The organism is Arthrobacter sp. 9MFCol3.1 (assembly GCF_000620385.1).
Lineage (GTDB): Bacteria > Actinomycetota > Actinomycetes > Actinomycetales > Micrococcaceae > Arthrobacter.
This window is the reverse complement of record NZ_JIBJ01000003.1, coordinates 458803-477110: the sequence shown is the minus strand read 5'-3', so window position 1 is coordinate 477110 and position 18308 is coordinate 458803. Positions and strand designations below refer to the sequence as shown.

General features: G+C 68.2%; 14 protein-coding genes. 13 read left to right on the top strand and 1 reads right to left on the bottom strand.

Translation table 11 applies throughout. The features are described 5' to 3' along the window. The first annotated feature begins 87 nt into the window (after nucleotides 1-87). On the top strand, nucleotides 88-930 hold the full coding sequence (gene hisG, locus C560_RS0102255) for an ATP phosphoribosyltransferase (RefSeq protein ID WP_026266261.1): 843 nt from the start codon (nucleotides 88-90) through the stop codon (nucleotides 928-930). 72 nt (nucleotides 931-1002) lie between these two features. Continuing rightward, on the top strand, nucleotides 1003-1779 hold the full coding sequence (gene hisF, locus C560_RS0102250; RefSeq protein ID WP_026536975.1) for an imidazole glycerol phosphate synthase subunit HisF: 777 nt from the start codon (nucleotides 1003-1005) through the stop codon (nucleotides 1777-1779). A 98-nt stretch (nucleotides 1780-1877) separates the two neighbouring features. Here hisF and C560_RS0102245 read toward each other — a convergent pair whose 3' ends face one another. Beyond that, a complete protein-coding gene (locus C560_RS0102245) occupies nucleotides 1878-2522 on the bottom strand; it encodes a TIGR03085 family metal-binding protein (RefSeq protein WP_026536974.1) in 645 nt (214 codons plus the stop codon). A 178-nt stretch (nucleotides 2523-2700) separates the two neighbouring features. On the opposite strand from C560_RS0102245, the gene hisI reads away from it, so the two are divergent. The 11 genes from hisI (at nucleotide 2701) to pyk (ending at nucleotide 18210) form a co-directional block, all read left to right on the top strand. Further along, the gene (hisI, locus tag C560_RS0102240; RefSeq protein WP_018772467.1) at nucleotides 2701-3144 is read left to right on the top strand and encodes a phosphoribosyl-AMP cyclohydrolase; all 444 of its coding nucleotides are present in this window, start codon (nucleotides 2701-2703) and stop codon (nucleotides 3142-3144) included. Nucleotides 3145-3281: 137 nt separating this feature from the next. Beyond that, on the top strand, nucleotides 3282-4859 hold the full coding sequence (locus tag C560_RS0102235; protein WP_018772468.1) for an anthranilate synthase component I: 1578 nt from the start codon (nucleotides 3282-3284) through the stop codon (nucleotides 4857-4859). Then, nucleotides 4859-5539 carry a Trp biosynthesis-associated membrane protein gene (locus C560_RS0102230; RefSeq protein WP_026536973.1) on the top strand — a complete coding sequence of 227 codons (681 nt, stop codon included), beginning with the start codon at nucleotides 4859-4861 and terminating at the stop codon, nucleotides 5537-5539. The genes C560_RS0102235 and C560_RS0102230 overlap by 1 nt, the downstream gene beginning before the upstream one ends. Nucleotides 5540-5640: 101 nt before the next feature. Further along, the gene (locus tag C560_RS0102225; RefSeq protein WP_018772470.1) at nucleotides 5641-5928 is read left to right on the top strand and encodes an HGxxPAAW family protein; all 288 of its coding nucleotides are present in this window, start codon (nucleotides 5641-5643) and stop codon (nucleotides 5926-5928) included. A gap of 2 nt (nucleotides 5929-5930) precedes the next feature. Further along, nucleotides 5931-6749: an indole-3-glycerol phosphate synthase TrpC gene (gene trpC, locus C560_RS0102220; RefSeq protein WP_026536972.1), complete on the top strand. Its 819-nt coding sequence runs from the start codon at nucleotides 5931-5933 to the stop codon at nucleotides 6747-6749. A 127-nt stretch (nucleotides 6750-6876) separates the two neighbouring features. Then, on the top strand, nucleotides 6877-8223 hold the full coding sequence (gene trpB, locus C560_RS0102215) for a tryptophan synthase subunit beta (RefSeq protein WP_026536971.1): 1347 nt from the start codon (nucleotides 6877-6879) through the stop codon (nucleotides 8221-8223). Then, entirely contained in the window at nucleotides 8220-9053 is an 834-nt protein-coding gene (trpA, locus tag C560_RS0102210; protein WP_026536970.1) for a tryptophan synthase subunit alpha, read from the top strand. The genes trpB and trpA overlap by 4 nt, the downstream gene beginning before the upstream one ends. Nucleotides 9054-9056: 3 nt before the next feature. Next, entirely contained in the window at nucleotides 9057-10289 is a 1233-nt protein-coding gene (gene lgt, locus C560_RS0102205) for a prolipoprotein diacylglyceryl transferase (RefSeq protein ID WP_026536969.1), read from the top strand. 268 nt (nucleotides 10290-10557) lie between these two features. Continuing rightward, on the top strand, nucleotides 10558-15174 hold the full coding sequence (gltB, locus tag C560_RS0102200) for a glutamate synthase large subunit (protein ID WP_026536968.1): 4617 nt from the start codon (nucleotides 10558-10560) through the stop codon (nucleotides 15172-15174). Continuing rightward, a complete protein-coding gene (locus tag C560_RS0102195; RefSeq protein ID WP_026536967.1) occupies nucleotides 15167-16624 on the top strand; it encodes a glutamate synthase subunit beta in 1458 nt (485 codons plus the stop codon). The genes gltB and C560_RS0102195 overlap by 8 nt, the downstream gene beginning before the upstream one ends. 83 nt (nucleotides 16625-16707) lie before the next feature. Further along, nucleotides 16708-18210: a pyruvate kinase gene (gene pyk, locus C560_RS0102190; RefSeq protein WP_043422273.1), complete on the top strand. Its 1503-nt coding sequence runs from the start codon at nucleotides 16708-16710 to the stop codon at nucleotides 18208-18210. The last annotated feature ends 98 nt before the right edge of the window (nucleotides 18211-18308 follow it).

The following is an 18308-nucleotide window of genomic DNA, read 5'->3' as shown; positions in this document are numbered from 1 at the left end:
CCGCCATGACCTGGCTGGCGGATCCCGTGCACTGCGTGGCCGATGTGCCCCAACAGAGACTTCCAAACCCAAGAGAGACTTTTTCCCATGCTTAGAGTTGCCGTCCCGAACAAGGGATCCCTGTCCGAAGCCGCCTCGGCCATGCTTGCCGAGGCCGGCTACCGCCAGCGCCGCGACACCCGCGAGCTTGTCATGGTGGACCCGGACAACGACATTGAGTTCTTCTTCCTGCGCCCGCGCGACATTGCCGTGTATGTCGGCCAGGGAACGCTCGACGTCGGCATCACCGGCCGCGACCTCCTGCTCGACGCCGAGGTCGAGGCCGAGGAGCTGCTGCCGCTGGGCTTCGCCGCTTCCACCTTCCGCTTCGCCGGCCCGGTGGGCGATTTCACCACGATCGACCAGCTTGAGGGCAAGCGCCTCGCCACGAGCTACGACGGGCTGCTGCGCGGCTACCTGGCCGAGCGCGGCATCAAGGCCAAGGTGGTCCGCCTCGACGGCGCCGTGGAATCCTCCGTCCGCCTCGGCGTCGCGGACGCGATTGCCGACGTCGTCGAGACCGGCACCACGCTCAAGGCCGCCGGCATGGAAATCTTCGGCGAGCCGATCCTGAATTCCGAGTCGGTGCTGATCGGCCGCAAGGGCGAGCAGAACCCGGCAACGGAAGTGTTGATCCGCCGGCTCCAGGGCGTCCTGGTGGCCCGGCAGTACGTGATGATGGACTACGACATCCGCAAGGAGCTCGTGGAGCAGGCCGCCGGGCTCACCCCGGGCCTGGAGTCGCCCACCGTGTCGCCGCTGCGCGATTCGGACTGGGTGGCCGTCCGCTCGATGGTGCCCAAGCGGGAAACCAACCGGATCATGGACGAGCTTTACGACCTCGGCGCCCGCGCCATCCTGGTCAGCAGCATCCACGCCTGCCGCATCTAGGCGCCACGCCCGCCGAGTTCCACCCGCAATTCCCCTCCGTCAATAAACCTCCGTCACTACCTAGGAGAAGTCATGACTGTTGCCGTGCGCGTCATCCCGTGCCTCGACGTCGATGCCGGCCGCGTGGTCAAGGGCATCAACTTTGAGGGCCTCCGCGACGCCGGGGACCCGGTGGAACTGGCGCACCGGTACGACAACAGCGGCGCCGACGAGCTGACGTTCCTTGACGTCACGGCGTCCTCCGGCAACCGGGAGACCACGTTCGACGTCGTCCGCCGCACCGCCGAGGAAGTCTTCATCCCGCTGACGGTCGGCGGCGGCGTCCGCGGCGTGGCCGAGGTGGACAAGCTCCTGCGCTGCGGCGCGGACAAGGCCGCGATCAACACCGCAGCCGTGGCCCGGCCGGACGTGATCGACGAGATCACCCGGCACTTCGGTTCCCAGGTCCTGGTGCTCTCCCTCGACGCGAGGCGCACCCGTCCGGGCTCGCAGCCCACGCCGTCAGGCTTCGAAGTCACCACGCACGGCGGACGGCAGGGGACCGGAATCGACGCGATCGCCTGGGCGCGGGAGGCGGCCGACCGGGGAGTGGGCGAAATCCTGCTGAACTCGATCGACGCCGACGGCACCAAGGACGGCTTCGACCTGGAGCTCATCCGCCTGGCGCGGGCGGGGGTCAAGGTCCCGCTCATCGCCTCCGGCGGCGCCGGCAAGCCGGAGCACTTCCCGCCGGCCGTGGCAGCAGGCGCCGACGCCGTCCTCGCGGCCTCGGTCTTCCACTTCGGCCCGCTGGACATGATTGCGCAGGTCAAGGCCGCGATCCGGGACGCAGGCTTCGAAGTCCGCTAGTCCCCACCACCCGCCTTAAACCAACGCGGGGTCACTTAGCGCCCGTCCCGGAGGGGATTATGGGCGGTAAGTGACCCCGCGTTGCTTTGTTGGGGGAGTTAGAGTCCGACTTCGGCGGACTGCAGGAGCGCGACGGCGTCCGGCTGGCCTTCGAAGGTCACGAGGGCGTGGCGGGTGCGGCCGTGGGCGTGCATGAGCAGCTCGCCCGGTTCGCCGACGATGGCCACGGACACAGGGGCGCGTTTGGCGACGTGCCGCGGGCCCGAGGGGCTCACCAGCACAATGCCCAGGTCCACGCCGCGGTACAGGATCGCGGCGCGCTTGACGAGCTCAGCCCACAGCGCGTCCGAGTAGGCCTGGTCCAAGGCCCGCGGGGCCCAGCGGTCCACGGCGCGGCGGACGTCCTCGGTGTGAACGAAGTACTCGATCAGGTTTGAGCTTTCGTCCAGGGCCTTGATCCGCAGCGGGGACAGCGCCGGGGGACCTGACCGGAAGTCGTTAACCAGCTTGGCGTAGTCCTCGGTGGTCTTCAACGTGCCCGCCAGTTCGGCCGTCGCCTGGTCCGAGGCCTTGGACAGGCGCTTGATCAGCAGGCCCAGTCCGACGGCGATTTTCCGCTCGCGCAGGTACAAGTGCGCGGCAAGGTCGCGGGTGAGCCAACCTGTGCAGAGCGTGGCGGCATCAGGGCCGGCCGCCAGCAGGGTTTCGGCCAGGACTTCTCGGGACGGTTCGACGAAATGCATCACTTGTGAAACTAGCACGAGACGGCCGTACGTGGGCACAGGAATCGCCGCCGCAACCGCGCCTGGCGGCACCATCCGGTGCCGGACCGCCGCGGGCGGCCCGATAGGCGACCCAGTGTTAAGCGGCGGGACCTGCCCGCAGGCCGGCGACCGGCCCGAAGGCACTAGACTTGATCTGATGTCTGAGCAGCCCGCCTCCGCCCCCAGCCCCATCAACGGCAGCGCCATCAACGGCAGCGCCGTCGATAGCAGCCCCGTCAGCGGCAGCCCCCTTCCGGCCGGCCTGGCGGACGCGCTCAAGCGCGACAGCGCCGGCCTGGTGGCCGCCATCGTCCAGCAATTCGACACCCACGAGGTGCTGATGCTGGGCTGGATGGACGACGAGGCGCTGCACCGCACCCTGACCAGCGGACGCGTGACGTTCTATTCGCGCTCGCGCCAGGAGTATTGGCGCAAGGGAGACACTTCAGGGCACGTGCAATGGGTCAAGTCGCTCGCGATGGACTGCGACGGCGATGCGCTGCTGGTCCGGGTCGACCAGGTAGGCGCGGCGTGCCACACCGGAACCCGGACCTGCTTCGACGGCCGCGAGCTCGACGCCGTCGTCGGCCACGGAGGCTAGGCGCCCCCGGCAAACAGGCAGAGCAAACAGGCAGAGCGCCCCGGCGCTTCCAAAGCTTCACGAACCGGACCCCAGGCAGGATCCCTCGACCGGATCCGGTGACAGGTCCACCTAAAGAACAGGCGGAAAGCACAGCCATGCAGGACCTTGGAATCATCAGCCCCGGCCTCGAAGAGTTCCGCGAACTCGCAGGCCACAGCCGAGTCATCCCCGTCCGGCTCAAGGTGCTGGCTGACGCCGAAACCCCGATCGGGCTCTACCGCAAGCTCGCCCACGGCCAGCCCGGAACGTTCCTGATGGAATCGGCGGCCGTCGGAGGCGCCTGGTCCCGCTACTCCTTCATCGGCTCCCGCTCCCGTGCCACACTGACCACCAAGGACGGCAGCGCGCACTGGCTGGGCGAGCCCCCTGTCGGTGTGCCCCTGGACGGCAACCCCGTGGACGCCATCCGCGACACCGTCGCCGCGCTGCGCACCGAGCGCTTCGACGGCCTCCCGCCGTTCACCTCCGGCCTGGTCGGGTTCCTGGGCTGGGAAACCGTCCGGCACTGGGAGAAACTGACCAGCCCGCCGGAGGACGACCTCCAACTGCCGGAAATGGCCCTCAACCTGGTCACGGACATGGCGGTCCACGACAACATGGACGGCACCGTCCTGCTGATCGCCAACGCCATCAACTTCGACAACAGCACCGAACGGGTCGACGACGCCTGGCATGACGCCGTCGCCCGCGTCAAAGCCCTGCTCGAAAAGATCAGCCGCCCCGTGGAACAGCCCGTCTCCGTGCTGGAAACGGCCGCCCTGGACTTCGCGTCGAGCGTGCAGGAACGCTGGGACGAAACCGAGTACCTGGCCGCTCTGGACCGCGGCAAGGAGGCGATCGTGGACGGCGAGGTCTTCCAGGTGGTGATCTCCCGCCGCTTCGAAATGGAATGCGGCGCCGACCCCCTCGACGTGTACCGGGTCCTGCGGAACACCAACCCGAGTCCCTACATGTACCTCTTCAGCTTCGAGGACGCCGCCGGCCGCGAATACACGATCGTCGGCTCCTCGCCGGAGGCCCTCGTCACGGTGACCGGACACGAGGTCATCACCCACCCCATCGCCGGCTCACGCCCGCGCGGCAAGACGGTGGAGGCGGACAAGGCCCTGGCCGAGGAACTGCTGGCGGACGAAAAGGAACGCGCCGAGCACCTGATGCTGGTCGACCTGTCCCGCAACGACCTCTCCAAGGTCTGCGTGGCAGGATCCGTCGACGTCACCCAATTCATGGAAGTGGAGCGCTTCAGCCACATCATGCACCTGGTATCCACCGTGGTTGGAGAACTCGCCCCGGCCGCCAAGGCCTACGACGTCCTCAAGGCCACGTTCCCGGCCGGCACCCTCTCCGGTGCCCCGAAGCCGCGGGCACTGCGCCTGCTGGACGAACTTGAACCGCACCGGCGCGGCATCTACGGCGGCGTGGTGGGGTACCTGGACTTCGCCGGGGATATGGACATGGCGATCGCCATCCGGTCGGCCCTGCTCCGGGAAGGACGCGCGTACGTCCAGGCCGGCGGCGGGATCGTCGCAGATTCGGTGAACCCGACCGAGGCCCAGGAAACCGTGAACAAGGCCGCCGCCCCGCTGCGCGCCGTGCACACCGCCAGGTCGCTGCACAACATCAACGCTGATGCAGTCACCGACTCAGCGCCCGACGCCGGAGCGGAGTCCTGATGGGGGAGCCGGAAGCCTCCGCCTCGAACACCGTGAAGGCCACTGTGAAAAGCGCCAAGGGATCCGCCGTCCCGGGCTGGGCCCGCAAGTCCACCCTGGTCCTGGTGATCGCCGCCTTGGCCCTTGCCGTGTTCGGGACCACCACCCAGACCTGGCTCACCGTGCACCTTGACCCCACGCAGCTCGGCGCAGCCGTGGCCAGCCAGGACGGCCTGCAGGTCCAGGGCAGCAAGGCCGCGACCACTGTGACGGCGCTGGCGCTTGTGGCCCTCGCCGGCGGACTCGCGGCCTCCATCGCCGGCCGCGTGGCCCGCTGGGTCATCACGGCGATCATCCTCCTCGCGGCCGCGGGCATCGTCGCCGCGGCAGCCGTCGTGCTGGCGGACCCGCTGGCCGCGGCGCAGGGATCGATTGCGGCCGCCACCGGGATCAGCGGCAGCAGCGTGCAGGTGGACGTCACAGTGTTCCCCGTCCTCGCCGTCGTCGCCGGTGCCCTGCTGGGCCTCAGCGCCCTCGCGATCGTGCCGGCCGGCCGCTACTGGAAGAGCCGCACCAAATATGACGCGGCCTCCACCGCGGCCGCCCCCGGCGGGACTGCGGCAGGCGGTAATGCGCCGGCCGCCGCCGCGGACGAGATTGACAGCTGGGACCGGTTGTCCCGCGGTGACGACCCCACCTGAGCCGATGACGGGCGCGGGGAGCCACGCGACTGGCAGCGCGGCCAAATAACACCGCCAAAAAATGGCAGAATGTAAGCAGTATTCATCCTGAGGAGATTTCAATGAGCAAAGCCACTGTTTCCGCATCCACGTCCGCTGCGCCGAAGGGCGTCTACGACGACGTCGACCACAGCGAAGCGCCGGGTCACGGCAACAGCCCGGCCGCGTGGACCTGCGTGATCGTGATGTTGATCGGCGCCCTCATTGCGTCCATCGCCTTCGTCATCGCCAACACCCCGATCTTTGTTGCGGGCGCGGCGGTTATGGTGATCGGCCTGCTGGCCGGCTGGGCAATGCGCAAGGCCGGCTACGGCGTCGGCGGCAGCAAGCTGAAGAACTCCGGCCACTGAGCGTGAGCGTTCTCGACGACATCAACGCCGGTGTCAGGGAGGATATGCAGGCGCGCCAGCGTCTGGTCACGCTCGCGGAGCTGAAGGAACGTGCCGCCGCGGCGGCGCCCGCCCGTGACGCCTGGGCCGCCCTGGGCGGGACCTCAAGCACCAGGGACCAGCTCAAGGTGATTGCCGAGGTCAAGCGCCGCAGCCCGTCCAAGGGCCCGCTCGCGGACATCGCCGATCCCGCGTCCCTCGCCGCGCAATACGCCGACGGCGGCGCCGCTGTGATCAGCGTCCTGACCGAGGAGCGCCGCTTCGGCGGCTCCCTGGCCGACCTCGACGCCGTCCGGGCCGCAGTGGACATTCCGCTGCTGCGCAAGGACTTCATGGTTGACGAGTACCAGATCTGGGAGGCCCGGGCCCACGGCGCCGACCTGATCCTGCTGATTGTGGCCTCGCTCTCGGACGCCCAGCTGCGTGAGTTTACGGCCCTCAGCCGCGAGCTCGGCATGAACGTGCTGGTCGAGACCCATACCGCCGAGGAAATCGAGCGCGCTGTAGCCGCGGAGGCCCGGATCATCGGCGTCAACGTGCGCAACCTCAAGACGCTCGACGTCGACCGTTCCGTGTTCGCGGAGCTGGCCGGCGGCATTCCCGCCGGTGCGCTCGTGGTCGCCGAATCCGGTGTGCGCGACGTCGAGGACGTCAAGCACTACGCGGCCCGCGGCGCCAACGCGGTCCTGGTCGGCGAGGCGCTGGTCAGTGACGCGACGCCCCGCGAGCGGATCGCCGAATTCATGGCTGCCGGCGCGACGGCAATCGCCGCCCGCGCCTGAGGCCGGCCGGTCCTGGCGCCTCCGTCCGGACCGTGAGCGGTACCGGGCCCGCAATTTTGCCCGGACCAATGAGCGGATCTCATCTGCAGATCCCCAAAGCTAGCAGTGGAACAGGATGGTGAGACTGATGGTCGATGCGCCAGCAGCCGGCTCTGACGAAAGTGCCGTGGACGCGTTCCTGCAGGGCGGCCGCCCCGGGGAGCATCCCGCGCAGGGCGAACCGTCCCTGCGCCACGCCCCGGGGCCCTACTTCGGGAACTACGGCGGCCGGTGGATGCCGGAGTCGCTCATCGCAGCCCTGGACGAGCTCGAGGACACCTTCGAGAAGGCCAAGGCCGACCCCGAGTTCACGGCCCAGATCGCCGAGCTGAACAAGAACTACTCGGGCCGGCCCTCCCTGCTGACCGAGGCCAAGCGCTTCGCCGAGCACGCCGGCGGGGTGCGGATCTTCCTCAAGCGCGAAGACCTCAACCACACCGGCTCGCACAAGATCAACAACGTCCTGGGCCAGGCGCTGCTGGCCAAGCGGATGGGCAAAACCCGCGTCATTGCCGAAACCGGCGCCGGCCAGCACGGTGTTGCCAGCGCCACGGCGGCAGCCCTGCTGGGACTGGAATGCGTGGTCTACATGGGCGCCGAGGACTGCCGCAGGCAGTCCCTCAACGTGGCCCGGATGGAGCTCCTCGGCGCCACCGTCATCCCGGTGACGAACGGATCCCAGACGCTCAAGGACGCCATCAACGAGGCCCTGCGCGACTGGGTGGCGAACGTGGGCAACACGCACTACCTGCTGGGCACCGCCGCCGGCGCGCACCCGTTCCCGGCGATGGTCCGCTACTTCCACGAAGTGATCGGCGAGGAAGCCCGCGCCCAGATCCTGGAGCAGACGGGCCGGCTGCCGGATGCCGTCTGTGCCTGCATCGGCGGAGGCTCCAACGCGATCGGCATCTTCCACGGCTTCCTCGATGACCCCTCGGTCAAGATCTTCGGCTTCGAGGCCGGCGGCGAGGGCGTCGAAACCGGACGCCACGCGGCGACCATCACCCTCGGCAAACCCGGTGTGCTGCACGGCGCGCGTTCCTACCTCATGCAGGACGACGACGGCCAGACCATCGAGTCGCACTCCATCTCCGCGGGCCTGGACTACCCGGGCGTCGGCCCCGAACATTCCTACCTCGCCGACATTGGCCGGGTCGGCTACGAGCCCATCACGGACAGCGAAGCCATGGAGGCCTTCCGCCTCCTGTGCCGCACCGAGGGCATCATCCCCGCCATCGAATCCGCCCACGCCCTCGCCGGCGCCATCAAGGTGGGGCAGCGGCTCGCCGCGGAGGGTGATGCGTCAGACAAGATCGTGATCGTGAACCTCTCCGGCCGCGGCGACAAGGACGTGGCCACAGCCGCGGAGTGGTTTGACCTGCTGGACAAGGACTCGCCCGAAGCCGAAATCGCCAAAGAGGGGGAACAGCTGTGAGCACCAGCCAGGACGGCAACCAGAACACCGCGCAGCACGCCAGCAAGTCGGCCGCGGCCATTGACCGCGCCCGCGCCCAGGGCCGGGCGGCCCTGATCGGCTACCTGCCCGCTGGCTACCCAAGCGTTGAAGACACCATTGCCGCCGGCGTCGCCCTGGCCGAGAACGGCGCCGACCTCATCGAGATCGGCATCCCGTACTCGGACCCGGTCATGGACGGCCAGGTCATCCAGGCTGCCACGACGGAGGCCCTTGCGAAGGGTTTCCACGTCCGGGAGGTCTTCGACGTCGTCCGCGGCATCACGAGCAAGACCGACGCCGCCGTGCTGGTCATGACCTACTGGAACCCCGTGGTGCGGATGGGCGTGGACGAGTTCTCCCGCCGCCTGGCCGAGGCCGGGGGAGCCGGGCTCATCACGCCGGACCTCATTCCGGACGAGGCCGCCGAATGGATGGCAGCCTCGGACAAGTACGGCCTGGACCGGGTGTTCCTCGTGGCTCCCTCGTCCTCGCCGGAACGCATGAAGCGCACGGTCGACGCGAGCCGCGGCTTCGTCTACGCCGTGTCCATCATGGGCGTCACCGGCGCCCGGACCTCGGTCAGCTCCGCGGCCAAGGACGTCGTCGCCGCCGCGCACGCCGCGGGCGCCGAACGCGTCTGCGTGGGCCTCGGCGTCTCCACCGCCAGCCACGTCCGCGAGATCGCCGAGTACGCCGACGGCGTGATTGTCGGCACCGCCCTCGTCGCGGCCATCCGGGACGGCGGCGTGGATGCGGTAGCCTCCTTGACGAAAGACCTCAGCACCGGCCTTACCAAGGAAGAAGCGTAAGCAATGCAGTCAGTCCTCCACGCGGCGGCGATGATTCCCGCGAGCATTCCGAGCCCCAGCTGGTCCGGATTCGACATCCCGCTGCCGTGGGGGTCCCTGCGCATCCACGCCTACGCCCTGTGCATCCTCGCCGGCATTATTGCCGGCCTGTGGCTGACCTCGGTCCGCTGGGCACGCCGCGGCGCCCCCGAGGGCAGCGTCTGGGACATCGCCATCTGGGCCATCCCGTTCGGCATCATCGGCGGACGGCTCTACCACGTGTTCTCCTCTCCGGACGCCTACTTCGGCCCCGGATTCGACGGCACAGGGGACCTGTCCCTGATTCCGCAGATCCAGCGCGGCGGCCTGGGCATCTGGGGCGCCGTTGTGCTCGGCGCCGTGGGCGCCTGGATCGGGTGCCGGCGCGCCGGGGTGAAGCTGAGCGCCTTCATGGACGCCGCGGCCCCCGGGCTGCTGCTGGCCCAGGCGATCGGCCGGTGGGGCAACTACTTCAACCAGGAGCTCTTCGGCGGCCCCACCACGCTTCCGTGGGGGCTGCAGATCGATCCCAACAACCCGAACTTCCCCGCCGGCATGCCGGCGGAGACGCTCTTCCACCCGACGTTCCTCTACGAGTCGCTGTGGAACCTGGCCGGCGTGCTGATCCTGCTGGCCCTGGACCGCAAATTCAGCTTCCGCCGCGGCCGCCTCTTCTGCCTCTACGCCATGTACTACACCCTGGGCCGCGTCTGGATCGAGGCCATGCGGATCGACGACGCCGAACAGATCACCCTCTTCGGGCTCACCACCAGGCTCAATGTCTGGACCAGCATCATCGTGTTCGCCGGGGCCCTGCTCGCCTTCATCCTCCTCGGACTGCGCAAGCGCACCGAACCGGACACCCCGTTCCTCCCCGGCCGCGCACCGGCGCAAGCCCAGCCCGCGGAGGTTACGCCGGCGGAGACGACGACGGCGGAGGAAAAGACGGCAGTGTCAAAGCCGGACGCTGACGCCACCGACGACGACCGCGCCACCGTTCCCGCAGACGCGGCAACCATCCGCCATTCGGACGCCGCTGTCTCAGATAGTGAATCCCGTGCTAATCTCCGGAATAACCAAAGCGGACCAGTTCGCGCATCCGAGGATGCGGACAAGGACTCCACGGGCGGCACCGCGCCCGCCAACGGAGCTCCGGCAGCCGGAGTTTCCGGCCGCCAGGGAACTGGAACCGCGCCGGAGGCTGAGGGCACCAAGTAGCTCAGCGCCGGCACTTCGGGTTGACCGGAGCCACCGCTCACCGGACCCGACTCCACAGCGTCGTGGCAAGAGGGCTTGCCATGGACAGCAGATCGAAGCTGTCCATGCAAGCCCGGGCCAGCACCTGCGTAACTGTTAGTACAGGAGGCCGGGCTGGCCTACAATTCCAGTTAGAAAAACACTCTGTTGCGCCCGTCACACACCGGCGTGCCGAGTGGGGCCAATGTTGTCCCTCCCATACGCACGATCAGGAGGAAGGACGTCTCCAATGACCCAAACTCTTCACGGCCCCAGCTGGTCCGATCCGGACCAGCCCTCGGCTGCCGCGTCACCCTTCACCCGCTTCGCGGCGATTCCGGCCGCTGCCGGACTCTACAACCCGGAGAACGAGAAGGACGCCTGCGGCCTGGCCATCATCGCCACGCTCCGCGGTGAGCCTGGCTACGACATCGTCGACGCCGCCCTGACCGCCCTGCGCAACCTCGAGCACCGCGGTGCCGTGGGCGCCGATGAAGGTACCGGCGACGGCGCCGGACTCCTGATGCAGGTGCCGGACGAATTCTTCCGCGCAGTCACGGACTTCGAGCTCCCGGCCCCCGGCCAGTACATCGTGGGAACCGCGTTCCTGCCCGCCGAGCAGCGCGAATCCGACGCCGCCCGCGCCGGCATCGAAGGCCTCGCCGCGGACGAGGGCCTGACCGTCCTGGGCTGGCGCGAAGTCCCGATCGTGGCCGACCTGGTCGGGGCCATGGCCCGGGCCTGCATGCCGTACTTCTCGCAGCCCTTCTTCGCCTCCAGCACCGGGGAAACCCTCGAGCGCAACGAGCTCGATTCCCGCGCCTGGCGGATCCGCAAGCGCGCCCAGAACAAGTTCGGGGTGTACTTCCCGTCGCTCTCCTCCCGGACCATCGTCTACAAGGGCATGCTCACCACCGCGCAGCTCGAGCCGTTCTACCCGGACCTGTCGGACAAGCGCTTCAAGACCAAGCTCGCGATCGTCCACTCGCGCTTCTCCACCAACACGTTCCCGTCCTGGCCGCTGGCCCAGCCGTTCCGCACCATCGCGCACAACGGCGAGATCAACACGGTCAAGGGCAACCGCAACTGGATGCGGGCCCGGCAGTCCCAGCTCTCCAGCCCGCTGCTGGGGGACTCACCCGAAGAGCTGTTCCCGATCTGCACCCCGGGCGCCTCGGACTCGGCCTCCTTCGACGAGGTGGCCGAGCTGCTCTGGCTCTCCGGCCGGCCCATCACGCACTCGATCATGATGATGATCCCGGAGGCCTGGGAAAACCACGCCACCATGGATCCGGCCCGCCGCGCCTTCTACGAATACCACTCGATGCTGATGGAGCCGTGGGACGGCCCGGCGGCCGTCTCCTTCACGGACGGCAACCTGGTCGGTGCCACGCTGGACCGCAACGGGCTGCGCCCGGGCCGGTACTGGATCACCGAGGACGGCCTGATCGTCTTCGCCTCCGAAGTCGGCGTGATCGACGTCGAACCCTCCAAGGTGGTCAAGAAGGGCCGCGTCTCGCCGGGCAAGATGTTCCTGGTGGACACCGGGGCCGGCCGGATCATCGACGATGCCGAGGTTAAGGCCGAGGTCGCCGCCGCGAACCCCTGGGCCGAATGGGTCAAGGACAACCTGATCGACCTCAAGAACCTGCCCGAACGCGAGCACGTCGTGCACACCGCCGCGTCGGTCAACATCCGCCAGCGCACTTTCGGCTACACCACCGAGGAACTGAAGATCCTGCTGGGCCCGATGGCCCGCACCGGCGCCGAACCGCTCGGTGCCATGGGCTCGGACACCCCGGTGGCCGTGCTGTCCAAGCGCCCGCGGCTGCTCTTCGACTACTTCGTGCAGTCCTTCGCGCAGGTCACCAACCCGCCCCTGGACGCCATCCGTGAAGAGCTCGTCACGTCCCTGACGTGCGCAATCGGCCCGAACGGCAACCTGCTGGACACCAAGCAGGTCCGGCAGCCGCAGGTCTCGCTGCCGTTCCCGGTGATCAACAACGACCAGCTCGCCAAGATCGCGAACATCGAGAGCGCCGACGGCGGCAAGGTCGCCATGAAGGTCCGCGGACTCTACCGCCCCGAAGGCGGCGAGAACTCGCTCCGGGCCCGGCTCACCGAAATCTGCGAACAGGTCTCCGGCGCCATCAACCGCGGCGTCCAGTACGTGGTGCTCTCGGACCGCGACTCGAACGCCCAGTGGGCCCCGATCCCGTCCCTGCTGCTGGTCAGCGCCGTCCACCACCACCTGCTGCGCAGCGCCAACCGCACCAAGACCGCCCTCGTGGTGGAGGCCGGCGACGTCCGCGAGACCCACCACGTCGCCGTGCTGATCGGCTACGGCGCTTCCGCCGTGAACCCGTACCTGGCCATGGAATCCGTGGAGCAGCTCATCGCCTCCGGCGACGTCGTGGGGGTCACCCCGCAGGACGGCGTCTACAACCTGATCAAGGGCCTCGGCAAGGGCGTCCTGAAGATCATGTCCAAGATGGGCATCTCCACCGTCGCCTCCTACACCGGGGCCCAGACCTTCGAAGCGCTCGGCCTCGGCCAGGACCTCGTGGACGAGTACTTCTCCGGCACGCACTCCCAGCTCGGCGGCGTCGGCCTCGACGTCATTGCCGCCGAAGTCCTGGCACGGCACCGGATGGCCTACCCCGAGAACGGCATCGAACTGCCGCACCAGCCCCTGCTCGGCGGCGGCGAATACCAGTGGCGCCGTGACGGCGAACCCCACCTGTTCAACCCCGAGACCGTCTTCCGGCTCCAGCACGCCACGCGTGAACGCCGCTACGACATCTTCAAGGCTTACACCCGCGGCGTTGACGACCAGTCCGAGAACCTCATGACCCTGCGCGGTCTGCTGAAGTTCAAGGCAGGTTCGCGTCCCGCGGTGCCGCTCGAGGAAGTGGAACCGGTTTCCAGCATCGTCAAGCGGTTCTCCACCGGCGCCATGAGCTACGGCTCCATCTCCAAGGAAGCCCACGAGACCCTGGCGATCGCCATGAACCGGCTGGGCGGCAAGTCCAACACCGGTGAAGGCGGCGAGGACGTGGACCGGCTTCTCGATCCCACCCGCCGCTCCGCGGTCAAGCAGATCGCCTCCGGCCGCTTCGGCGTCACCAGCCTGTACCTGTCCAACGCGGACGACATCCAGATCAAGATGGCCCAGGGTGCCAAGCCCGGTGAAGGCGGCCAGCTAATGGCGCAGAAGGTCTACCCCTGGGTGGCCCGGACGCGGCACTCGACCCCCGGCGTCGGCCTCATTTCGCCGCCCCCGCACCACGACATCTACTCCATCGAGGACCTCGCGCAGCTGATCTACGACGCCAAGCGCGCCAACCCCTCGGCCCGGGTGCACGTCAAGCTCGTCTCCGAGGTCGGGATCGGCACCGTGGCGGCCGGCGTCACCAAGGCCAAGGCCGACGTCGTGCTCGTTTCCGGGCACGACGGCGGGACCGGCGCCTCGCCGCTGAACTCGCTCAAGCACGCCGGTGTCCCGTGGGAACTCGGCCTCGCCGAGACGCAGCAGACGCTCATGCTCAACGGCCTGCGCGACCGTGTGGTGGTGCAGGTCGACGGCCAGCTCAAGACCGGCCGCGACGTCGTGATCGCCGCGCTGCTCGGCGGCGAGGAGTTTGGCTTCGCGACCGCCCCGCTGGTGGTCTCCGGCTGCATCATGATGCGCGTCTGCCACCTGGACACCTGCCCGGTGGGCGTCGCGACCCAGAACCCCGAGCTGCGCTCCCGGTTCAACGGCAAGCCCGAGTTCGTGGTGAACTTCTTCGAATTCCTTGCCGAGGAAGTCCGCGAAATCCTCGCCGAACTGGGTTTCCGCAGCATCGAGGAGGCGATCGGCCACGCCGAGATGCTCGACTCCCGCGACGCGATCAACCACTGGAAGGCCGAAGGGCTGGACCTGGACCCGATCCTGCACGGGCTCGAGTTCGACAACGACGCGCCGCTGCGCAACCTCACCGGCCAGAACCACGAACTCGACAAGCACTTCGACCAGCGCCTGATCGCCATGGCGGCCGAGGCGCTGAGCGACCGCACGCCGGTGAAGATCTCCGTCAACGTCATCAACACGGACCGCTCCGTCGGCACCATGCTCGGGCATGTCGTGACGAAGACCTTCAGCACCGACGTCCTGGCCACGGACACCATTGACATCACGCTCAATGGCACCGCGGGCCAGTCGCTCGGGGCGTTCTTGCCGGCCGGCATCACGCTGCGCATGTTCGGCGACTCCAACGACTACGTCGGCAAGGGACTCTCCGGCGGCCGCATCATCGTCCGGCCGGACCGCACCAACGTGTTCCCGGCCGAGCGCAACGTGATCGCCGGCAACGTGATCGGCTACGGCGCCACGAGCGGTGAGATGTTCCTCCGCGGCCAGGTGGGCGAACGCTTCCTGGTCCGCAACTCCGGCGCCACCGCGGTGGTCGAAGGCATCGGCGACCACGGCTGCGAGTACATGACCGGCGGCCAGACGCTCATCATCGGCCGCACCGGACGCAACTTCGGCGCCGGCATGTCCGGGGGCACGGCCTACGTGCTGGACCTGCAGACCGAGCGCGTCAACAAGCAGGCCCTCGAGTCAGGCGAGCTGCAGCTGCGCGAGCTCGACGCCGAGGACCGCGACATCGTCCACGGGCTGCTCGTCAAGCACCTCGAGGAAACCGAGTCGCTGCTCGCGGCGCGGCTCCTCGAGAACTTCGATGACACCGCAGCCCGCATAACCAAGGTGCTGCCGCGCGACTACGCGGCCGTCCTGCAAACCCGTCTTGACGCCATCGAAGAGGGCCTGGACCCCGACGGCGAAGAAGTTTGGTCTCGAATCCTGGAGGTGACCGGTGGCTGATCCACGCGGATTTCTGAAAGTACGTCAGCGTGAAACCCAGCCGCGCCGTCCCGTTCCGGTCCGCATCATGGACTGGAAAGAGGTCTACGAGGCCCAGGAAAAGGGTGTCCTGAAGGCCCAGGCCGGCCGCTGCATGGACTGCGGCGTCCCGTTCTGCCACCAGGGCTGCCCGCTGGGCAACCTCATTCCGGAATGGAACGACCTCGTCTGGCGGGACAAGGGCGAGGAAGCGATGGAGCGGCTGCACGCCACCAACAACTTCCCCGAGTTCACCGGCCGACTGTGCCCTGCCCCCTGCGAGGCGTCCTGCGTGCTGGGCATCAACCAGCCCGCCGTGACCATCAAGCAGGTCGAGGTATCGATCGTGGACCAGGCCTTCGAGAACGGCTGGGTCAACCCGCTGCCGCCGGCACGCCTGACCGGCAAGACGGTCGCCGTCGTCGGTTCCGGCCCCGCCGGGCTCGCCGTCGCCCAGCAGCTGACCCGGGTGGGCCACACAGTGGCCGTGTACGAGCGCGACGACAAGATCGGCGGCCTCCTGCGCTACGGGATCCCCGACTTCAAGATGGAAAAAGAGCAGGTGGACCGCCGGCTGGAGCAGATGAAGGCCGAAGGCACCCGGTTCCGCACCGGGGTGGCCGTCGGCACCGACGTGACATGGGAGCAGCTGCGCCGCCGGTACGACGCCGTCGTCATCGCCACCGGGGCCACCGTCCCGCGTGACCTGCCGATCCCGGGCCGCGAGCTCGACGGCGTCCACTACGCCATGGACTACCTCGTGCCGGCCAACCGGGTGGTGGCGGGGGAGACCGTGGAGAACCAGATCAACGCCGCGGGCAAGCACGTCGTCATCCTCGGCGGCGGCGACACCGGCGCCGACTGCCTCGGCACCGCGCACCGGCACCAGGCCGCGTCCGTGACCACCCTGGCGATCGGCAAGCAGCCGCCCATCGAGCGGGCCGGCCACCAGCCGTGGCCGACGTTCCCCACCCTGTTCGAGGTCGCCAGCGCGCACGAGGAAGGCGGCGAACGCACCTACCTCGCCTCCACCGTGGAGTTCGTCGGGGAAAACGGCAAACTCACCGGCGTCAAGGTCGCGGAGACGGAATTCGTCGGGGGCTTGCGCCTTCCGAAGGCCGGCACCGAGCGGGTCATTCCGGCGGACCTCGTCTTCCTGTCCCTGGGCTTCACTGGCGCCGAGCCGGCAGGGATCACGGACCAGGTCCAGGCCGACTTTGACGGCCGCGGCAACGTGGCACGGGACGGTTACTACATGACCAACACTGAAGGCATCTTCGTCGCGGGCGACGCCGGCCGCGGCCAGTCCCTCATCGTTTGGGCCATCGCCGAAGGGCGCGCCTGCGCGGCCGCGGTGGACAAGTTCCTGATGGGCAGCACCATTCTGCCGGCACCCGTGGCGCCGACCGACCGTGCGATGGCTGTTCTGTAGTCCCACCCCCGTAGTCCCACAGGACCTCCGGGATTCATCCGCACTTCAACTTTATCCATGCAACACACCAGTAGGGTAGGTATATGAGACGCGCTAAAATCGTGGCCACTTTCGGACCGGCAATCGCAAGCTTTGACAACACGCTGGCCGTGCTGGAAGCCGGCGTTGACGTGGCACGCATGAACATGAGCCACGGCGATTACTCCGTGCACGACAACACCTACGTGAACGTCCGCAAGGCTGCGGGACAGCTCGGCAAGGCCGTGGCCATCATGGCCGACCTGCAGGGCCCGAAGATCCGCCTCGGCCGCTTCGTCGACGGCCCCCACCTCCTGGAGGTCGGCGACACGTTCACGATCACCACCGAGGACGTTCCCGGCACCAAGGACATTTGCTCCACGACCCTCAAGAGCCTGACCGAGGACGTCAACCCGGGCGATGCCCTGCTGATCGACGACGGCAAGGTCGCCCTCCGCGCGATCGACGTCGACGACGTCAAGGTGGTCGCCCAGGTGATTGTCGGCGGCTACGTCTCCAACAACAAGGGCATCAACCTGCCCGGCGTTGCTGTCAACGTGCCGGCGCTGAGCGAAAAGGACGAGGACGATCTGCGCTGGGCCATGCGCCGCGGCGTGGACATGGTTGCCCTGTCCTTCGTCCGGGATGCCTCGGACATTGTCCGCGTGCACGAGATCATGGACGAGGAAGGCCGCCGCGTGCCGGTCATCGCCAAGATCGAGAAGCCGCAGGCCGTGGAGCAGCTCCCCGAGATCATCGACGCCTTCGACGCCATCATGGTGGCCCGTGGCGACCTCGGTGTGGAACTTCCCCTCGAGGAAGTGCCGATCGTGCAGAAGCGGGCCATCGAACTGGCACGCCGCTGGGCCAAGCCGGTCATCGTGGCCACCCAGGTCCTCGAGTCCATGATCGACAACCCGCGCCCGACGCGCGCCGAGGCTTCCGACTGCGCCAACGCGGTGCTCGACGGCGCCGACGCGGTGATGCTCTCCGGCGAGACCAGCGTGGGCAAGTACCCGATCGAGACCGTCAAGGTCATGGCCCGGATCATCGAGTCCACTGAGGTCCACGGCCTGGAGCGCGTCCCCCCGCTCGGCACCAAGCCCAAGACCCGCGGCGGCGCCATCACCCGGGCCGCCGTCGAGATCGCCGACCAGCTGGAAGCGAAGTACATCTGTACCTTCACCCAGTCCGGTGACTCGGCACGCCGCCTCTCCCGGCTGCGTCCCATCCGGCCGGTGTTCGCCTTCACCCCGGTGGAGCACGTCTGGAACCAGCTCGCACTGACGTGGGGCATCCAGCCGGTCTTGGTCCCGATGGTGGGCCACACCGATGAGATGACGGCCCAGGTTGACCGCAGCCTGCTGGAACTCGACGTCGTCGAGGACGGCGACCTGGTGGTCATCGCCGCCGGTTCCCCTCCCGGAAAGGCCGGTTCGACGAACCTGCTGAAGGTCCACAAGGTGGGCGACCTCGCCGACATCGGCAGCCAAGGCGAAGCGGCCGTGGCCAAGGACAAGCTCGGCCCGTGGCCGGAAAAGAAGAAGAAGAACCGGGTCCAGGCCTAGTTCTGACAGCGTGAATGCAAAAAGGGAGGATCCCCGCCGGTTGGCGGGGATCCTCCCTTTTTGGTGCTTGGTGCTTGGTGCTTGGTGCTTGGTGCTTC